The sequence below is a fragment of the Pedobacter sp. Leaf216 genome, assembly GCF_001421515.1.
Classification (GTDB): Bacteria; Bacteroidota; Bacteroidia; order Sphingobacteriales; family Sphingobacteriaceae; genus Pedobacter.
Genome location: NZ_LMKM01000011.1, coordinates 32958 through 51730 on the forward strand (window position 1 = coordinate 32958; position 18773 = coordinate 51730).

At 39.2% G+C, this 18773-nt stretch carries 14 protein-coding genes; 12 read left to right on the forward strand and 2 right to left on the reverse strand.

Annotation, left to right across the window (positions count from 1 at the left end):
- The first annotated feature begins 2 nt into the window (after positions 1-2).
- Genes ASE74_RS09420 through ASE74_RS09450 form a run of 7 tightly spaced genes read left to right on the forward strand, consistent with a single transcriptional unit; the run spans position 3 to position 10926 of the window.
- On the forward strand, positions 3-1604 hold the full coding sequence (locus ASE74_RS09420) for a SusD/RagB family nutrient-binding outer membrane lipoprotein (protein ID WP_055907681.1): 1602 nt from the start codon (positions 3-5) through the stop codon (positions 1602-1604).
- 9 nt (positions 1605-1613) lie between these two features.
- Complete coding sequence (locus tag ASE74_RS09425; protein ID WP_055907684.1) at positions 1614-2663, forward strand: glycoside hydrolase family 99-like domain-containing protein; 1050 nt, start codon at positions 1614-1616, stop codon at positions 2661-2663.
- Between the two features lie 14 nt (positions 2664-2677).
- A complete protein-coding gene (locus ASE74_RS09430) occupies positions 2678-3811 on the forward strand; it encodes a metallophosphoesterase (RefSeq protein WP_055907687.1) in 1134 nt (377 codons plus the stop codon).
- Entirely contained in the window at positions 3808-6954 is a 3147-nt protein-coding gene (locus tag ASE74_RS09435; protein ID WP_055907690.1) for a SusC/RagA family TonB-linked outer membrane protein, read from the forward strand. The genes ASE74_RS09430 and ASE74_RS09435 overlap by 4 nt, the downstream gene beginning before the upstream one ends.
- 9 nt (positions 6955-6963) lie before the next feature.
- Positions 6964-8568, forward strand: a complete 1605-nt coding sequence (locus tag ASE74_RS09440) for a SusD/RagB family nutrient-binding outer membrane lipoprotein (protein ID WP_055907693.1) — start codon at positions 6964-6966, stop codon at positions 8566-8568.
- Positions 8569-8597: 29 nt separating this feature from the next.
- Positions 8598-9650 (forward strand): glycoside hydrolase family 99-like domain-containing protein, encoded by a 1053-nt coding sequence (locus ASE74_RS09445; protein ID WP_055907696.1) that lies wholly within the window; start codon positions 8598-8600, stop codon positions 9648-9650.
- Between the two features lie 13 nt (positions 9651-9663).
- Complete coding sequence (locus ASE74_RS09450) at positions 9664-10926, forward strand: metallophosphoesterase family protein (RefSeq protein ID WP_157255393.1); 1263 nt, start codon at positions 9664-9666, stop codon at positions 10924-10926.
- A 90-nt stretch (positions 10927-11016) separates the two neighbouring features.
- On the opposite strand, the gene ASE74_RS09455 is transcribed toward ASE74_RS09450, so the two are convergent.
- The gene (locus ASE74_RS09455) at positions 11017-11250 is read right to left on the reverse strand and encodes a hypothetical protein (RefSeq protein WP_055907702.1); all 234 of its coding nucleotides are present in this window, start codon (positions 11248-11250) and stop codon (positions 11017-11019) included.
- Between the two features lie 1005 nt (positions 11251-12255).
- Here ASE74_RS09455 and ASE74_RS09460 point away from each other — a divergent pair.
- The 5 genes from ASE74_RS09460 to ASE74_RS09480 all read left to right on the forward strand — a co-directional run bounded on the left by ASE74_RS09460 (position 12256) and on the right by ASE74_RS09480 (position 16839).
- On the forward strand, positions 12256-12537 hold the full coding sequence (locus tag ASE74_RS09460; protein WP_255352034.1) for a polymorphic toxin type 28 domain-containing protein: 282 nt from the start codon (positions 12256-12258) through the stop codon (positions 12535-12537).
- Positions 12530-12910 (forward strand): hypothetical protein, encoded by a 381-nt coding sequence (locus ASE74_RS09465; protein WP_055907709.1) that lies wholly within the window; start codon positions 12530-12532, stop codon positions 12908-12910. The genes ASE74_RS09460 and ASE74_RS09465 overlap by 8 nt, the downstream gene beginning before the upstream one ends.
- Before the next feature lie 160 nt (positions 12911-13070).
- On the forward strand, positions 13071-13940 hold the full coding sequence (locus ASE74_RS09470) for a hypothetical protein (protein WP_055907712.1): 870 nt from the start codon (positions 13071-13073) through the stop codon (positions 13938-13940).
- Positions 13941-14166: 226 nt separating this feature from the next.
- Positions 14167-15648, forward strand: a complete 1482-nt coding sequence (locus ASE74_RS09475) for a family 43 glycosylhydrolase (RefSeq protein ID WP_162235803.1) — start codon at positions 14167-14169, stop codon at positions 15646-15648.
- A 180-nt stretch (positions 15649-15828) separates the two neighbouring features.
- Entirely contained in the window at positions 15829-16839 is a 1011-nt protein-coding gene (locus tag ASE74_RS09480) for a GntR family transcriptional regulator (RefSeq protein ID WP_055907718.1), read from the forward strand.
- A 491-nt stretch (positions 16840-17330) separates the two neighbouring features.
- On the opposite strand, the gene ASE74_RS09485 is transcribed toward ASE74_RS09480, so the two are convergent.
- Positions 17331-18764, reverse strand: coding sequence for an arabinose isomerase (locus ASE74_RS09485; protein WP_055907844.1), 1434 nt, complete (start codon positions 18762-18764; stop codon positions 17331-17333).
- Positions 18765-18773: the final 9 nt, after the last annotated feature.

Consider the following 18773-nt stretch of genomic DNA (forward strand, 5'->3'; position numbering starts at 1 on the left):
TCATGAAAATTAGACATATTTTATCACTGCTTTTTCTCTCCCTAATGATAGGCTGTACCAAAGATTTCGAAGATACTAATCAAAACCCGAACAATCCGACAAAAGTTGAACCTGATTTTTTGCTTACCACTTCGATTTTTCAAGCTATGAACCTTTATGGGGGCGACATGAATAGGGTAGTGTTTTTCAATTACACTCAACATTTCTCGGGTTTTCAAGGTGAATTTCAGCGTTACAGCTTCAATAATGCTACCAATAGCGCGTACTGGAAGAGTACCTATATCGGCTGCATGCAGCCTGTAAATCAGGTTGTAGTGAATTTTAAAGATAATTCTGCTTACAAAAACCGGGTACTTATCGCTCAAATTTGGAAAGATTACATTATTTCTAATGCAGTTTCTATGTGGGGCGCAGTACCTACAAATGAGGCGCTTTCTGGGAGTCCTTCTGTCCCATTCACTAAAGAAGAAGATATTTATCATAATCTCCTCGCAGATTTAAAGCAACTTGCATCTTCAATAGATCTTTCGGGCGATAAATACGGTGCGGGGGCAGATAAAGTTTTTGGTGGCGACCTGTTAAAATGGAAGAAGTTTGCCAATACGCTGAGATTGAGGCTCGCAATGCGAATTTCGAATGCAGCGCCTAACGGAAATCCTGAAGCGGCTAAAAAGGTTGCACAAGAAATTTTTGCTGACGAACAGAACACGATCACTGCACAAGCTGAAACTGCAGCAGCCGTTTGGGGAACATCAAGCGATACCTGGTCTCCTTTATACAACTATGTAGTTTACAACTATACTGCGAACAAGGCAACAATTCCCGTGGTTAACGAATCGCTTATTTATCATATGGTCCCATATAGTGATGCAAGACTTGCCATTTATGCCCAGCCGGCGAAACAAGGTCCTCAGGTCAACAAATTCTTTGGACAAAATATTTCATACGGTGGTGGAAGCCAGTATGCCTCGGGCCAGGTTAATCCACATACTGGACTTAAACAAGATGACTATTCTTATATTGGTAGCCGCTTTTTAAAACCTGATGCAGAGTATGTATTTATCTCTTATGCAGAAGCTTGTTTTTTAAAAGCAGAGGCAGCTTTAAAGGGCTGGGGTGGATCAAAAAGTGCCGAACAGTATTATAATGAAGGGATTGACGCTTCTTATAACCGCTATGGGTTGACAGCCGCTCAGGCCACCGCTTATAAAAATACACTGGGTATAAAATGGTCTACAGCATCTGATACTACAGGCAGGAGTAGTCAATTTAAAGACTGGTTGCAAATCTGTTCCAGTTATATCGCCCCTGGCGATAACTATAAGCAAATCATCATGCAGCATTGGCTGGCCATACCAGGACAGGGAGTTGATGCCTGGGCACTCATCAGAAGAAGCAGGGTTTTAGAATTCCAACCACAATTTGCTACCTATGATGGAGACTACGCATATTTACCAAACCGGATAATTTATCCAAGCGATGAAGTAAATACCAATTCTGCTGAAGTAAATAAGGCCATAAAATGGCTTAATGGCCCCGATAATTTAACAACCAAACTATGGTTTTCATTGCCTACAAAAAAAAATCCCTTTTTACCCTTCTAAAAATTTACTATGAAATATCTTTACATCATCGGTCCAATTGCATTACTTTTTTTGGGATGCAAAAAAGAAGACCAGCACCTGCCACCCGATTTTAATTATCCTATTCCTGCTGTCCAAATCACTGAAAATGTAAATGTGGGTGCCTACTATTCCAGTTATGCTACAGCAGACTGGGCAAAAAAATACACATATACACCCATACAGGGTGAATATAACTCACTTCTGTCGGTGCCAATGGATCAAAACAGGCAGTGGGCAGACTTAGCCGGGCTGGATTTCTTTATCTTCAATTGGAATGGAACGGCCTTAAGTAATCCACTTTTAACCAGTTTCATTACTGGAAGACAAAGCAAAGTGAAGATGGTAATAAATTATAATATTGCTCATCTAGGTGCAAGTAATCTTGCCCCGCTTACTGGTGCAAAACTAACGACCATGATTAGCGAACTGAATGCACTTGCCATAAGTCATTTCAATAAAGATTATTATTATAAAATCAATGGCAGGCCGGTTATCTTGATTACGCCGCTTAATCTTGCTGCCTCTGCCACCACAAGTGCGGATTATAAGGCAGTTATTCCCGAAGTCAGGGCTGCATTGAAGGTATCTGGTTTCGATGTTTACATTATTGGTGAGATTACCTCAGGATGGTTGCCCCCACAACGATATGCATCAGCCATACGGGCTGTCGATGCAATAAATTTATCCAACTGGTCTACTAGTAATTACGATCAATCTGTTTTCTTCAATGCCTATAGCGATCAAAACTGGAAGAATTGGACGGATTCAACGAGTAATTGGAAAATTGATTTTGTCCCCTGCATTTTCCCAGGTTTCAACGATAAAGTAGCCACTCCAGCAAGCAAGCTTTACAACCTGGGAAGAACAGCTGATTTCTATAACGATTACTGTAATGTAGCGAAAAGAAATATGTCTGCAAAGCGCCTGGTCATCATCAATTCCTGGAACAACTTCCAAATGGGTACGAGCATGGAGCCTACAAAAGAATATGGTACAAGTTATCTAGAAATCACCAGAAAGCAATTTAAGATCAATTAATTACAAGCTAATATATGGTAAATGAACTGAATCGCCGAAGATTTATTACAACATTAGGCACTCTGGCCGCAGCGCTTCCTTTAGGCGCATCTGCCTTTGATTTTATTCCAAGTCCGGGAAAAAGTTTCGATTTTATTCTTCTTGGCGATCTCCATTTTGATAAACTAGAGCATCACGATATGGAATACATCAAAACGACGTATCCAAACGATCTGGGGCAAATCAAAAACTATTCAAGGATTACCGAAGAAAATCTTCCTTTGTTAATGAGGATTGCAAAGGAAAAAGCCATAGAAAGGAATGCAGATTTTTTTCTTCAACTGGGGGATTTTGTTGAGGGGCTCTGCGGATCGGAAGAACTGGCAAAAAAACAAATTGATGAGTTTGTTGAACTGGTTCGTCAGCAGGATTTTAAACGGCCGTTTTTCGTAATTAAAGGCAACCACGATATTACGGGCAAAGGTGCTCGGGAGAATTATGTTAAAACAGTATTACCCTGGCAAGGAAAAGAGCAAAAGCAGCTGTTAAGTAACGCCAATTCTACTTTCGTTCATAAAAACTCGAGGTTTGTGCTCTTCGATTCCTATAGTGCAGAAGAAAGTTTGATATGGCTTAAATCTGTTCTAAAGAATCATACAGAAAAAAATCTCTTTTTCTGTATCCATCAACCTGTAGTTCCTTTCGATGCCCGGGCCAACTGGCATGTGTTTTCTGGCAAATCTCAGCAGGCATCAAGAAATGAATTATTGGATTTGTTAGGCGAACACAATGCAATTGTGCTTTGTGGACATTTACATAAAACATCTATTTTAACCCGTGCTACTTCAAAAGGAAATTTTGTTCAGCTATGCATAGGTAGCGTTATTCCTTCTGCTCAGGCAGCTGTTACTGATCATCTGACTGGCCTGGAGGCCTATCAGACTAATTTGGTAGATCTTGAGCCAGAATTTTCTCCAGGCTCGCTTGACGAAAGAAAGCGTAACCTAACTAATGAGAAACCGTTTATTAAACACTTTGAATATGCCAATTTCTGCGGCTATGGGAACGTAAGTGTAGATGCCAAATCAGGAATAACCCTTTCTATATATGCAAATCTTGATCAAAAGCCATGGTCGATTGTAAACCTCTCCAACTTATTAAAATTATGAAAATAAAGTTTTATCTAGTTATTTTATGCTGTGTTTCGCCTATTTTTTTACAGGCGCAAACGCGGATCAGCGGAACTGTTTTTGACGGAGCTGATAAAACTCCGTTGCCAGGGGTTACCGTAACAGTTGACACTAAAAACGGGCCTCTTCAGGGTGCGTATACGAATACTGATGGTAAATATTCCCTGTCCCTGCCAATGGGGGCAGAAGAGCTTATTTTCTCGTACACTGGAATGAAATCAGTAACAGAAAAAATTAACGGGAGAATTCGAATTGATATAATAATGGTAAATGAAAGCAAGCAGCTTCAAGCAGTTGCCATAACAGCTTTGGGTATTAAAAGAGAGACTAGATCATTAAGTTATAGCCGCCAATCCATGGATGTATCAACGTTAACACAAGCGCCTTCAACCAATATCTTATCCTCACTTTCTGGCCGGATTGCTGGGGTGCAGATTACACCATCTTCTACCAACACAGGTTCTGCACGCGTTGTTATCAGGGGAAACAACTCTATTTCCGGCAATAACCAACCACTTTTTGTAATTGATGGAATCCCTGTGGATAATGAAGCTGGCGATGGTAAGGTGACTACATCCGGAAACACAAATCTGGATTATGGAAATGTAGTTGGAAACATAAATCCTGAAGATATTGAAAATATTGAGGTGCTCAAGGGTCCAAACGCAGCTGCATTATATGGTTCCCGTGCGGCGAACGGCGCCATCTTAATCACTACAAAAAAATCTTCCGGAAAAAAATTTCAGGCAACTTTTAATTCAAATTCTACTTTTCAGCGGATCAACGAATTTCCTGACTATCAAGATCAGTTCGGGGCAGGGAATAGTTTTAAGCTGGATGGATCCGGATCAACAAGCAATCCCCAAAAGATCCCCAATCTTGGCGTTTTTAACCGGAGCTGGGGTGCACCTCTTTTAGGCCAGCCCGTAATTAGTGTAAACGGGCAATTCAAAGAGTATCTCGCTCAGCCCGATAATGTTAAAGACTTTTACCAAACTGCGGCTATGCTTACCAATTCAATAGCTGTTGACGGTGGTAATACAGAAAATAATTACCGGTTTTCTTATACCAACTATCAGGGTGGAAGTGTGGTTGCAGGGATAAATAAAGCAACCCGGCACAATGCAAATATCCGGGTACTTAATAAATTTACCAAATGGCTGGATCTGGATTCGAAAGTTACTTTTATCAACAATAAAGTGATAAACAGGCAATATATGAATGGAAGCACCAGAAATCCGGTTTATCAATATGCATATATGGTAAGAGATGATAAGCTTTCAGAATTCGAAATTTATAAAGATGCTTATGGAAACGAAATCAATACCCACACAGATTTCCTGAACCCGTACTGGGCTATAAACGAAAATCCAAACCAGGATGTAAAAAATCAGCTACTTGGTGCCTTTAATTTGAATGCTAAAATAAACGACTGGCTAAAATTTACGGCTAAACTGGGTACCGAAATGTACTGGCTAAATGGATACACTTTTAATAACAAGGGCTCTAAGAGCAGTCCGAATGGAAGCATGGCCACCCTGGATAACAATTTTCAGGGTACAAATGCCGACGCAATAATCTTTGCCAACAACAAGATTGGCAAATTGACCATCAATTCCTTTTTAGGTGCGGGCACATTTAGAACCAAATCTGAGAAAAATGATCAAAGTATTGCTTCGCTCATTCAGGCTGGCTTGGTTAACATTTCCAACTCAGGAGAGGCCGCAACAGTAAATCAGTTTTCGTCAAAAAAAATTATCAATTCGATTTATGGATCTACATCGATCGGATATGACAACTTCCTGTATCTAGACCTAACAGCGAGGAACGATTGGTCATCTACCTTGCCTGCGGCAAATAACTCTTATTTTTACCCGTCAATCGGCGGGTCGTTTGTTTTTACTGATGCGTTTAAAAGTTTAACGGACAAGCTAAAACCTGTGCTCTCTTTTGGTAAGCTAAGGATGTCTTATGCTATTATTGGTAACGATACCAGTCCATATCAGCTCACACCAACTTATAGTTTTGACGGAATTTACAATGGACAAGCCTATGCTTCCCTTTCCTCTACATTCTTTAACCCGGATTTAAAGCCGGAGAAGACAGGTTCTTTTGAATATGGATTGGACCTTAGGTTTTTAAAAGACAGAATTTCTTTTAGTGTAACGCGTTACCATGCCGCCACAACCAACCAAATTTTACTGGCACAGATTACTCCGGCAAGTGGCTATAATGCCAGGTATTATAATGCGGGAGAAATCCAAAACCGGGGTACCGAATTAATCTTGTCGGGAACACCCGTTAAAACCAATTCTTTCACCTGGAGTGCTTCGGCGAATTTTGCAAAGAACAATTCACTCGTAAAAAGCCTGGTGGATGGTGTAAATAGTTTTCAATTGAATTCGTGGTTTGGAAGACTGCTTGTATTTGCCGAAGTGGGCCAGCCTTATGGTGTAATCCGCGGGGCAGGGTGGAAATTGGATGATCAGGGTAGAAAGCTGGTGGCCGCAACAGGTTTGCCCATCGCAGCGCCCAATCAAGTGCTCGGCACTGCTACACCCGACTGGACGGGAGGTTTCAGCAATAGTTTTAGATATAAAAATTTCAACTTAAGCTTGCTTGTGGATGTACGTAAAGGTGGAAGTTTTTATTCCGGAACCTACCGTAGGTCATACATATCAGGTGCGATTGAAGCTACCTTAGAGGGCAGAGCCGATTATTACCTCCATAGCTATATATATGGAGAAGCCGCAGCAAATTTAGCAGGCGGGTTTATTTATGGCGATGCTTATTTTGAAGATGGCACTCCTAATAATAAGTATGTGAGCCCTCAATCAAATGGATTTGCGAATATCGACCAGATGCAGATTTTTGATGCAAGTTATGTGAAACTGAGAGAAGCCGTTATTGGTTACGACCTTCCCGCATCACTACTGAAGAGCATCAAAATTGCCAACGCCCGGATTTCCTTATCAGGCAGAAACCTCTGGACCATTTATAAAAAAGCGCCTAAGGGCATTGATCCAGAATCTAGTGTGACCTCTGGTAACGGACAAGGCATAGAATATGGTTCTTTACCACCATTCTCTACATATGGATTAGATTTAAGACTTACTTTTTAATTGCAATCGATGAAAAATATAAATAAACTGGTTTTGATTCTGTTCATGTCGATGGCCTTTATAGCCTGTAAAAAAGAACTGGATGAAGCGAATATCAATCCCAATAACCCTGAAACTGTTGATCCGGAATTTCTGTTAAATACTTCGGTTTTAAATACCATAAATTTATTTGGCGGCGCAATGCGGAGAGAAACCTTATCGCATTACTCCAATTACGTATCGGTAGGGGGCGGTCAACTTCCGCGTTATTATACTTTTGCAGCAACTGTAAACGGATATTGGTCATCAGCTTATGTGGGCTGCTTACAGCCAGTTCACCAGATCCAACTTAAGTATGCTGGTAATCCTGTTTATAATAACCGGGTGGCGATTGCCAAAATTATGGAAAGTTATATATATTCCAACTTGGTAGCCATTTGGGGGGGCATTCCGAAGTCCGCTGCGCTTACAGGCGACCCGTATGCGGCATATCAAAGTGAGGAAGAAATCTACATGGCGCTGCTAAACGATCTAAAATCTGCAGCCAGCTCAATCAGTCTTAACGGCGATACTTATAAAGCTTCTGCGGATGCTGTGTATGCGGGAGACCTTGTTAAATGGAGAAAATTTGCCAACACCCTTCGCCTGAGGTTAGCTGTGAGAATTTCAGGAGTTGCCGGTTCAAAAACGCGTGAAGTAGTGGCGGATGTGCTTTCCAATGAAGCAAATACAATTGCATCACAATCAGAAACCGCGAAAACAAACTGGGGAACCACATCAAGTAACTGGAGCTACCTGTATCAATACAATCTATTGCAGGCGGCTGCAAACGCTGCCAGCTTAAATGTCATAAGCGAATCCCTGGTTCAGCATATGCTGCCCTATAACGATCCACGGTTAGCTGTGTACGCGAAGCCTGTAACTCAAGGGCCATATAAAGGACGATTTTTTGGTCAGCCGAAAACCACCTCCCTTCCTCCGGGATTAAGTCTGCCTAATAATCCTCATGCTTCTCTCGGCCAAATGGATTATTCTATGATAGGAGATTATTTTACCAAACCTGATGCAGAATACGTGTTTCTTTCTTACGAGGAAAGCTGCTTTCTAAAAGCGGAAGCTGCGCTCAAAGGTTGGGGTGCCGCTAAAACCGCAGAACAGTATTATAATGAAGGTGTAACAGCATCCCTTTTGAAATATAATCTCCCGCAACAGTCGATTTCCGATTACCTTAATCAACCTGGCATCCGGTTTAATACCGTAGTAGATGTAGCGGGTAGGGAAAAAGACTTTCAGGATTATCTGGGCATTACTTCCAGTGCGATTACTACAACAAACCCGTTTCGTCAGATTGTGATGCAGAGCTGGATTGCAGGATTTTACAATGCAATGGATGCCTGGACCCTAATTCGAAGGAGTCAGGTTCTTGAGTTTCCACCCCATTTCAACCCCGATGGTGGGGAAGGAGGGGCGCTGGGCTATGCTTATATTCCCCAACGCCTCAACTATCCAAGTATAGAATATCAGGTAAATACAGCAGAATTGAATAAAGCCGTAGTAACGCTCGGTGGTCCAGATGCACTTCAAACCAGGCTTTGGTTCGCATTACCGACATTGAAGAATCCATTTTTAAAGTAAGGACACCTTTATTTTCAATATAAAAAGAAATGAAATATATAATATTAGTGCTGATTGCAATCGCAGGCTTTTCTTGCAAAAAAGACGATAATCTCATCGGGAAAACAGATTATATCTATGATATTCCACCCATAAAACTTACCAGCGACGCTGAGTTAGGGGCCTATTATCTTAATTACGTAGCGGCAGATTGGGCAAAAGTTCACTCGGATACCTCTCTTCTGGGAAAACCTTATAATGCTTTAACTGACCCGGCAATATTTCCTCAGCAATTAAGCTGGGCAGACGAAGGCGGAATAGATTATTTCATATTTAAGTGGAACGCAGCAGCTGCAGACAATTCATTGCTCAGCACTTTTGCCAGTAGAAGGTCCAGTCAAAAAGTGAAGATGGTGATTGATTTTAATATGGCACATCTAAATGCAACAAATGCTGCACCACTTACAGGAGCGAAATTACAGACCATGATCAATGAATTTAAAACACTTGTGAGTCAATACATTTCGAAAGATTATTATTTTAAAATCGGTGACCAGCCTGTAGTGCTGATTTCACCTATTAATCTATCTGCAACAACATTAACCAGTATTGATTATAAAGCCGTGATGTTAAGCCTGCGGTCAGAATTAAAATTGCTTGGAGTTAATCCATATTTTATTGGTGAGTTAACGACAGGCTGGGTGGCACCATCTAACTTTGACCAAACTGCATTGGCATCAATGGATGCTTTGGTATTGACCAGTTGGAATACCCCTGATTTTGATCGCTGGTGGGGGTTTAACAGTTATTTAGATTTAAACTGGCAGAATTGGAAAAAATCTCTGGAACAAATGAATGTTGATTTTGTGCCTTGTATTTTTCCGGGTTATAACGAGCCAGCTGCTACAACACAACGCGTGTTCGATAGGAGCGAAACCAGTTATGTTAATTACACAAATGTAGCGAAGAAAAATATGGGAAAAAACCGTCTTATCATTATCAATTCATGGAATGATTTTTCAAAGGGAAATGCTTTAGAGCCATCAAAGAAATTTAATAAACAATATCTCGGATTGACAAAAAGAGAATTTAAGGTGCAATAGTGGTTTTACGATTATGATGTATAAAAAAGTATTGATAATAGCTATAATAATTAAATTATCGGGCTCGCTCCTGGTATTTGGCCAGACAGGAAATATCCATTTGAGCTGGACCGGTAAAAGCAAGCCGGATGCAGCGCATACAATGGCCATAAATTGGAACGCATATGTAAGCAATTCGATAGTCCGTTATGGCGAGGACAGCCTTCAACTTAATTTCACCAAACGGGTGAAACCGATAGAAGTCTTTAATAATGGTGTAAGATCTTATAACTACAAACTCCGGTTAAGCTGCTTGAAGCCAGGCCTGACTTACTACTATCAGTGCGGTTCTGAGGGTTCTGATTGGACAGCTATCTATTCTTTTAAAACTGCGCCCATTCAAGGAAGCCAGGATAAATATGTTGTTGGGGTATGGGGAGATACACAAAATAATACAGGGAATTTGAGGTTTGAGCAGACGCAGAAGGTTATAAGGTTGATGACTAAATATCCTTTGAATCTAAGTATTCACATGGGAGATATAGTAGAAAATGGTTCGGTAGAAAACACTTGGTACCAGTTTCTCAAAGTTGCGCAGCCTGTAACCGCAATTGCCCCATTTATGCCAGCACTGGGCAATCATGATGTAAATAATAAAGCAAACGAAGCGGGATTCCAAAAACCTTTTTCGGTTTTTTACAATTCTTTCAATCTGCCAAGAGATAATTTAAATTATTCCTATGATTATGGAAATATCCATTTCGTGGTTGTAAATTCTGGCTTTGCTCAAGGTGCTGCAAAGGAAGGGCGAACACTTATGCAAAAGGGATCGACTGACTATAACTGGTTGGATCGAGACCTGGCATCAGCAAAGAAAAATAAAAACATCACTTGGATAATACTGTACGCACATTATCCTATTTATTCGTTCGGAGTCAGTCATGTGCCTGAATGGCAGTATAATCTTTTACCCTTGATCGATAAATATCAAGTTGACCTTTGCCTTACCGGTCACAGACATGTATATGAAAGGCATAAGGCGATTCGAAATGGTAAAGAGTACCAGCAAACCGACCCAATGCATTATAATCATCCGACAGGCACAGTCTATATCACCAACGGCTCATCAGGCGGTTCTCTGCAAGGCTTAGGCGGTAACCAGATGTCCTCGATCATATTTACTGCAAAAGAAAAGGTATATACATATGCTATAATGACTGTGCATGGCCCTAAAATTACTTACGACGTTTATGATATCAACAACAATAAAATCGACTCATTTAGCCTTGTGAAATGATTTAGGAGCCGCAAGATAAAGTCCCCAACCTTGCTGGGCTGTTTAAAAGCATGCTGTTCACTAGACATCTACAGCTATGTACGATTAACCCTATCTGTCATCATGTTGTGCCTTCAGGTATGCAACTATCTGTCCGAGATAGGGAAGAAGCTCCTCGTTCATTGATGAGTAGCCAAGCGGTGAAAGTCCGTCTTTTTCCAATGCACCGATAAATTTCCCTTCTACATTTACGAAATACAGCTCATCATCAACATTTATGCTACCTTTAACCAATCTTCCCGTTTCCTCATGTAAAAGTTCAAATTCCGTGGTAAACAAATCCATTATCTCTTAATTTTTTAATATTGCCAATATCAAAGGTGGTAGTTTCGATAACCAGAACAAACTCCTTACATCTCCTCCGTATTTTATGTTTTGGCTTGAAAAGGCAGCAAAGATTGGCTCAAGGTAATGATTTCTGTTTTTCCAATGTATAAATATATTCCTTTAAAAATCTACCGGTTATTCGATGATTTCTTTAAGTGGATTGCGGTTCGGGGCCATGCGATGTACTATTTATTGGATCTTAAAATTGGTTAATGAGGAATTATGCGGATGATCTGAATAAAACTACCCTGTCACAGGTGCCAGCTCTTCTGTTTTTTTTGCTTTCAAAAATCTTTTCTCTCTATAACTATTTACCGGAACGTCAAAAAACAACCTTATGACAACTGAAAAAATTATGGTGGCGGTAGCCACACTTAATGAAACCTGATGCCGCTGATCACCAAGGCCAAAACAACTGAATCAAAGCTGCAGCTGGAACACGTTGCCAAGCTTGAACAGAGTTAATTCATATATTATTGAGCTTTTAGGAAACTAGTAATATGACACTTAACTATAAAATTGAGCGTACATCAAAATTGGAGGCTCAAGCTTTAAAAGAAAAAATACTTTTGTGGTTAAATGAAGCTGATTATAATTTAATTTGACAAAATGACAAAAGCATTTCCTTTGATCTTCGGGGTTGGGGACCAAATGGTAAACAATTTGATAAAATAAACGGAGGAACATTTGAGATAATTGAATCTGGTGAAGAAAGTATAATAAGGTTCACTACTATTTAACATTAACATTTGAATTATTTTTCATATCGCTATTAATCGTAATGAGCATTTTTAAAGCAGATCCATTTCTTTTTGGGTTGATATGTGGTATTTTGATCTTGATAATTAGATATTTCGTGGCAAAATCTAAATGCAACGTAGTGCTCAATGCAATTGTCGCTGAGATTACTTTGCACCAGAGCGGGATTCTAGAAAATGAAGGTTTGTAGGGAAAGTAGAGCATATAGCTGAACATTTAACAACTAAAGATATGACTGGAGCAATCCGAGATATTTTCAAAGACCCAGTGATTATTAATGGTAAACAATATGATCACTTAGGGGAAGTGAAGGATGCCTTGAAAGGGTTAGGCAATCAAATAGAAAAATTAAACAAAGCTATAAGAGATGGAAGTTTCTTCCAAGATGTTTTGGAACAAGCTCAAAAGCTAAGAAGTTCCTTACAAAAGGAGAAAGACAGAATTCAAGATTTATTAAATAAAGCAACAAAGGCGGCAGATGAATAACAAGGAATTTATAAAAATCCTAATTAATGCGTTTCCTGAAATTAAGGAAGACGTTTTGGATGAAGATAACGACGGATTAATTACTTTACAAATAGGTTATTTTAAGAGGTTTGCGCAAAAGGCAATTGACGAAAACAATTCAGGGAAAATAAAAAAATGTTTTAAGTTTATTGATGATACTATTGGAAAAGTTGACAGCAGATTAGAAAATGCGATTTATTTATCCTTTTTAAGGAAACTTGATTTTGATAAAAATCCGAATGCCAAAAAGATTCTTTCAAAAAAAATGCTGTTGGCTAAGAATGATCTGGATAGGTATGATACTTCATCCGGAACAAATGATAAATTAAATAAATTTCTGAACGATTTATAGGTAGCTTCATATCACCAACAAAAATTGACCTATTGTTCTTTTAGTCTTGAGCAGCAAATAATTCTATTATTGTATATTTAAGCTTATATTCTGACATCACCAGTCTTGGAAAACTGACATAGGTAAACCAAAACTGCTCAAGAAGAGGAAAACGTTAGTTATGGCAATTACCAAAATTGAAGGATTTAAAATTTATTCGAATTTAGATGGCACACGATCTATTATTATCGATCCCAATCGGATTGAGGAATCTTTGAAGGTATATATTGATTACAAATTGGAAGGTGTTGCAATTACTACTGCACACGGTTACAATTTAAAAAATGTGGACTTTCTCTATCAGTATCCTAATATCATCAATCTCTCAATATCTGATGGAATACAGGATATAAAAGGGGCTTATGCATTGCGGAATCTTGAAAAGCTGATTTTATCCGGGCCTATGAGAGAAGTAGATTTTTCGTCTTTCACTTCATTGAGGGAGTTACGTACTGATTGGTCTCCAAAACTTTACAATTTAAGTAAGTGCAATAACCTAAAGGTATTGCATTTTGAAAAATTCAACCCCAAATCTAAAAATTGTTCAACAATTGCCGATTTAATACATGTTAGAAATCTACAGCTCAACCAATCTACTATCAGTTCTCTTTCAGGGCTTGAAAATTTCCGATTGGAAAATTTCGAAATAAGTTATTCAAACCAAATAAACTCCCTATGTTGTCTTGATAATAGCATAGAGAGTTTATCTTCACTGCAATTTAATAGTTGTAAAGGAATTGTAAATCACGACTACGTATCCCGCTTTAAGCAGCTTAAAATTTTAGCTTATAATAGGTGTGGGACAATACAGTCTATCAAGTTCATCGAAAGAATGAATGCTCTGCAATCGTTCAGATTGGTCGGTACTGATGTAGCTGATGGAGATATGAGTCCTGGGATTAGGTTAAAGTTTCTCGGTTTTAATAGTAAAAAACATTTCTCACACACTTTTGAGGAGATAAAGGCATTACAGGACTTACACTCGGTCTAGAATTCTACTTTTAACTGGTCTGAATTTGGGGAAGTGCACACTGCGCAAGAATTTAATCTATGAAATTATGGTAAGGGATATTTCTCTAATGTCACCGGAGTGAAAAAAGTCATAAAGTATACAACTTATGTCAAATAGTATGCAGCAAGTCTGTAAGCGATCGGTTATTTTTGGTTAAACGTTTTATTACCTTGCAATCGCATCTTAAGATATGCTAACCAATAATATGAACAGACTATTTTATCTTTTAGCCTTATGTATCTGCATGACTTCATCACTTCGGGCGCAAATAAAGAACTTCACTGATAACGGAAAACAGATCACCCGCTTTGATCAGCTGGGTAATGCTGTAGATGCACATGATGGGGAAATTGCATTTTTTAATGGAACCTATTATCTCTATGGCACCAGCTACGACTGCGGATTTGAATGGAACAATAAAACCGCTCCTTTTTGCGGATTTAAGTCTTATTCTTCCAAAGATATGGTTAATTGGAAGGATGAAGGTTTTCTTTTCGATGCGCAAAATCCCTTATGGCAATCCCGATGTGATGGAAAGACCTATGGATGTTTTCGACCTCATGTGGTTTACAACAAGAGAAGCAGTACTTATGTGTTATGGATAAATGTTTATGATAACTTGAGTGGTTATAGGGTATTTGTCAGTAAGGCACCGACCGGGCCTTTCCTCGAGGCTCCTGAACCAAAGATTGCTGTAAATGCCGATATGCCTATTGCAGGGCTCAACAATGGAGACCATGACCTATTTATCGATGATGATGGTACAGGCTATCTCGCATTTACTGATTGGCGCACTCAAGGAACTATAGTAATTGAACAGTTGACTGATGATTATCTTTCTGGAAATGGCAAAGTTGTTAGGTCCATCACCGCAGGTAAGACTGAAGCACCCGCATTATTTAAAAGAAAAGATACTTATTACATGACGTATTCTGATCCAAACTGTGGCTATTGCTCCGCCACTGGGACATCTTATAAAACTGCCAAATCTCCACTTGGCCCTTGGTCTGAAGGTAAAAAAATAAGCGATAATTCTTGTGGCGGACAACCCTCGTTCGTTTCAACAATGAAAATTGGATCAGATACCATTTATCTTTATGGAAGTGATTTATGGAATAATGCAGCAAAAAATGAGGCGCAGGCCAATTTTTACTGGGCGCCGCTTCAATTTGCAAGTGATGGTTCTATACTCCCGCTGGAATGCATGAAAATATATGCATTACCAAGGGCCCGCAGGGCAAAGCTTGAGGAATTTACCGCTGGTTGCGATATTTCAAAAGGAAAACAACGATTGCAGCTTTTTACCGCGACAAAAAATGGAAAACTGATTGATTTTGAGATCACTACCCTAAAAAGTGGTTATCCAGACAAAGAACTGATAATCGATTTCTATGAGGTGGAAAGTGGCAAAGCTGACGTAGATAGAAGGCTTGCGAGGCTTATGGTATCAGCTAATGCGGTAAGCTGGTCTGCACGGGTATTAAAACTAAGGCCTAAAATTGATCTTATCAAAGGCAAGCAGTATCGGGTTGTGCTGAGCTCAAAAAGCAGTACAGGGTGTTACGGCTTTGCGGTTGGAAAACAAGCCGAAAATTCGTTTGATTTAACTGCAATCAGCGAAGATGATGGACAAAGCTTCAGTGTCCAGAAGAATCAAAAACTTAAGCATAGTTATTTAATAAGATAGAAGAGTTATTCTTTGCTAATGATTGGCTTAACAACGACTATCGATCAGGAAAGCTTGATAGGATTAAAAATCAAATGTTAAAAGAACTGCTTTGTTGGAAAGTAGGTTAGTTTTACGGCTGGCATATGCAGTTGGATTTTTTAACCTTTTCCGCTAAAACCAATAATAGTGATCAGAACTATGACTTACACTATAAAAATCAATCCCGGTCATAAGACAACCAAGAAAGAACAGATTGTAAATGCCTTCGTCAATGACATTGAAAGTGGTTTTTTAAAATTTAATGAAAAACTTCCTTCGATTAATGAATTTAGCAAAACCCACAAAATCGCCAGGGAAACAATTGAAAAAGCCTACAAACTGCTAAAGCAGAAAGGTTATATAATCTCAATTCCCGGGATAGGTAACTATGTCGCGAAAGGCGCAGGAAATCAAAACAAAATCCTGATGCTAGTCAATAAAATAAGCGAATACAAAAACGACATTTATGAAGCTTTCATCAAAGTAATCGGTAGTTATGCGAAAGTAGAGCTCAAAATTTATCATTATGATCCAAAGCTTTTTAGAGAAATTATTGTTGAAAATTTAGATCAATTTGATTACTTCGTCATTATGCCACATTTCTACGCTGGCACTCCTGAGGCTGAATTTATGGAGGTGATAGCTATGATTGATCCTAAGAAGCTGGTCGTCCTGGATAAAGAAATTTTCATTCACGAAGAGTACATCAGCATTTATCAGGATTTTAGAAATGACATCTTTGACGCATTTTCCAAGCAAGAGGAGCTTTTTCAAAAGTATGACCATCTGAAAATCATTTTCCGGCCCGATAGTCATCATCCTGAAGAAATCCTGGATGGTGTAAAGGAGTTTGCAACAAAGCAAACCTTAAAGTTCTCCACTGTGCACCATTTTGATGTAATGGAGATTTCTCCTGGGGAAGTTTATATTACCTTAAATGATACTGATTTGGGAAAATTAATCAATAAGATTCGTATCCATGATTATACGTTGGGAAAAGAAATAGGGATCGTTTCTTTTAATGAAACGATATTAAAGGAGCTGTTAGACATTACCGTGATTAGTACCGATTTTAAAGCAATGGGCGAAAAAGCGGGACATATGATTTTGAACAGGGAGTTAGGGAAATATAGAAATAGTTTTGTTTTTCTTAGACGTGGCTCGCTTTAGATAACATTGATAGTTGTAGTCGAGGTCGAATATTTCAACTATTCATGATTAAAAGCATCGACCTTAACTATCATTTTTTGTAATATAATGATTATGAAATTATTATCTATGTTAAAATTAGCATGCTGCATGATGGTTCTCACCACTGGATTGCATCTTTTCCACAGAAAAACTTCAACAACAGATTTGACTGTTGAGCATCAGAAAATCCGCTTTCTGCTGATTCTCCAGAGCTAAGGCTTAGTTGGAAACTGATTTTGTCAGAAAATAACACCCGTCCGGTTAATTATAGATTATGGTAAATACTAAAAAAATTTTCGGGGAAAGATGTTTGGAGTGTCTCAGGCAAAAGTGATCAATCGTTTGTTGGCGACTGGATGTACAAGAATATAGCAGGAATAAACCTTTTGAGTATGATTGCTTGTTCATATTTTTTCTTAATCTCGATCATGTGTTGACCTTGGTTTGGTATAAATGCCATTATTCGGTAATTAACAAACCTGAACAGTTTCAATTTTTAAAATACTTCCTAGCTTTATAATTTTAGATGCTATGTTTCCACTTCCGATAGCACAATGGTGCGCCGGTCCTTCGCTGTTCCATTTTTCAACGAAATTTCTGGCCCCAACGCTAAAACTATATCTGCTATTTGTATTTCCTATTTCCAGAATCTCTCCGCTCACCGATTCACCCTCGGCTACAAGCAACTTCAATTTTCCCCCCGAGGCTTCCACCACGGAAAGTAGTGTTACCGGACCGTGCTTTACCGACATTTCTACTGATAAGCCATTTCCTACTTTTCCATGATATACTTGCAACGGTTTGACTTTAATTTTTCCTTCGGCAATTTTTGGATGGCAGGGCCCATCGTGTCCCATGAGTACCACATCGTCAATATAGTCCATCGCATAATACTCGGTAAAGGATCCACCCGCTCCAAAGCTATCCATGATTTTCATGGCTTGTGCGTTTTTGATTTCGTACTCGCCAGCAACAGGAATATGCTTTCCCGTTAGAATAGAATTGCCGAGAATTACTGAAGTCGCCGTGTTTTCATTTGCAGGGTTGCCCGTGCCTTTATGGTAATAGGCTAAAGATCCAAGTTGATATTTTTCAGTTAATTTATCCAAAGCGACTGCTGTTGCTGCAGCTCTATTTAATTCTTCTGACGCACAATCTACTTGTACATCGAAGGAATCGTAAAATTCCGCTAACTTAAGTTCTGTTTCCTCAGCTGTTATCAACTCGCGAATCTGAGACAATTCGTCGATCTCTATCACTTCCATATGGCCACCAAAGGTCGCGCATTGCAGTGTGAGATCCGTATAAATATCCATCATGCCACCATAATAATTGCCCATGATCCCCATCCGGTTATAGTACATGATCCTTGCTACCCTGGCTGCCTCTACCCATTCTTCAATTTCTTTCCAAACATGAGGGTCGTTCTTAAGCATACCTGTTATTTGATGGAAAGGAATGTTGCTTCGATTGAATACATTGGCAATTTCCGGCACAGAGCATGAGGAGCAGTGAGCCAACCATTCTCCTGTCATCTGTGTTCTATTCTCCAGGTGATTAAATGTTTTATAATTTATGCTAGCCTCAGGCGATAAATTGAGCACGATTACCGGTACCTTAGCTTTTTTAACCACGGGCAAAACCGTTGCCGATAGGGCATAGGTAGATACGTATAAAAATAAAATATCGACGTCTTCAGCTTTGAATTGATCTCCAGCCTCGAAAGCCCGTTCTGGCGTATCAATAAGGCCGAGATTGAGAATATCTGCATCAAATTTCTCTAATCCATTGGCAACAACCTCGAGGTAGCCCAATAGTGTAGCCTTTAACCCATCAAATTGTTCCCAGTAAGCTTGCAAGCCAATACCGAATAAACCAATCTTAACCTTTGTTTTTGTGTGCATGTTCGATTT